Below are 565 nucleotides of genomic sequence, written 5' to 3' on the forward strand. Positions count from 1 at the left end.
CAAACTCGAAGCCGAAGCCCCAACTCATAAGAAGTCGTCTCACCTCGACCGGACAACCAAAGTTCGTCTGCAAAGCCTGCGGTTTCGCCTCCACCCTAGACACAAAAACCGCAAGCCCGCGCCGCGCTTGTGGACAGGCCGCCTACCGAACGACTCCGCCGACACGCCGACGCCCGGCTGACCGGCCTGGCTCACCCTCCGGCTGTGATCCGGCGTCTGCATCAGCAGTCAGTGCGCCAGGTGGAAACGCCGACGCCGGCGACTGCAACACCGAAGGTGAGATTGAAGACACACGATGGCCAGAGGCTAACTCGAAAGCCAATCCGGTGTGGACGTGGCTGGCGATGGAGCAGCAAACGCGAGCGGGTCATTGAGGGTGGAGAGTGCAGCGTGCGTTGTTGGCGGGCATCGCCGCCGGTGGGGGACACGGGCGGCGGTTTTTTCACGGACGGGTGGGAAAGCCGCGGAAGGTCCGGCCGCCACGAGGCGGCGGCGGCGTGCGCCAAGTCAGCGAGGCAGAGGAGATTGAGCGGTTCAATGACACCCGACGGCGGCGGTGCTTGGG

General features: G+C 65.1%; 2 protein-coding genes. Both read left to right on the forward strand.

Translation table 11 applies throughout. From position 1 onward, the window contains the following. The coding region (locus tag NZ585_14865; protein ID MCS7081313.1) for a hypothetical protein at positions 1 to 181 on the forward strand (181 nt) is incomplete at its 5' end. A gap of 202 nt (positions 182 to 383) precedes the next feature. Next, a partial coding sequence (locus NZ585_14870) for a hypothetical protein (GenBank protein MCS7081314.1) occupies positions 384 to 565 on the forward strand: 182 nt, incomplete at its 3' end.

It is taken from the genome of Chloracidobacterium sp., assembly GCA_025057975.1.
GTDB lineage: Bacteria > Acidobacteriota > Blastocatellia > Chloracidobacteriales > Chloracidobacteriaceae > Chloracidobacterium.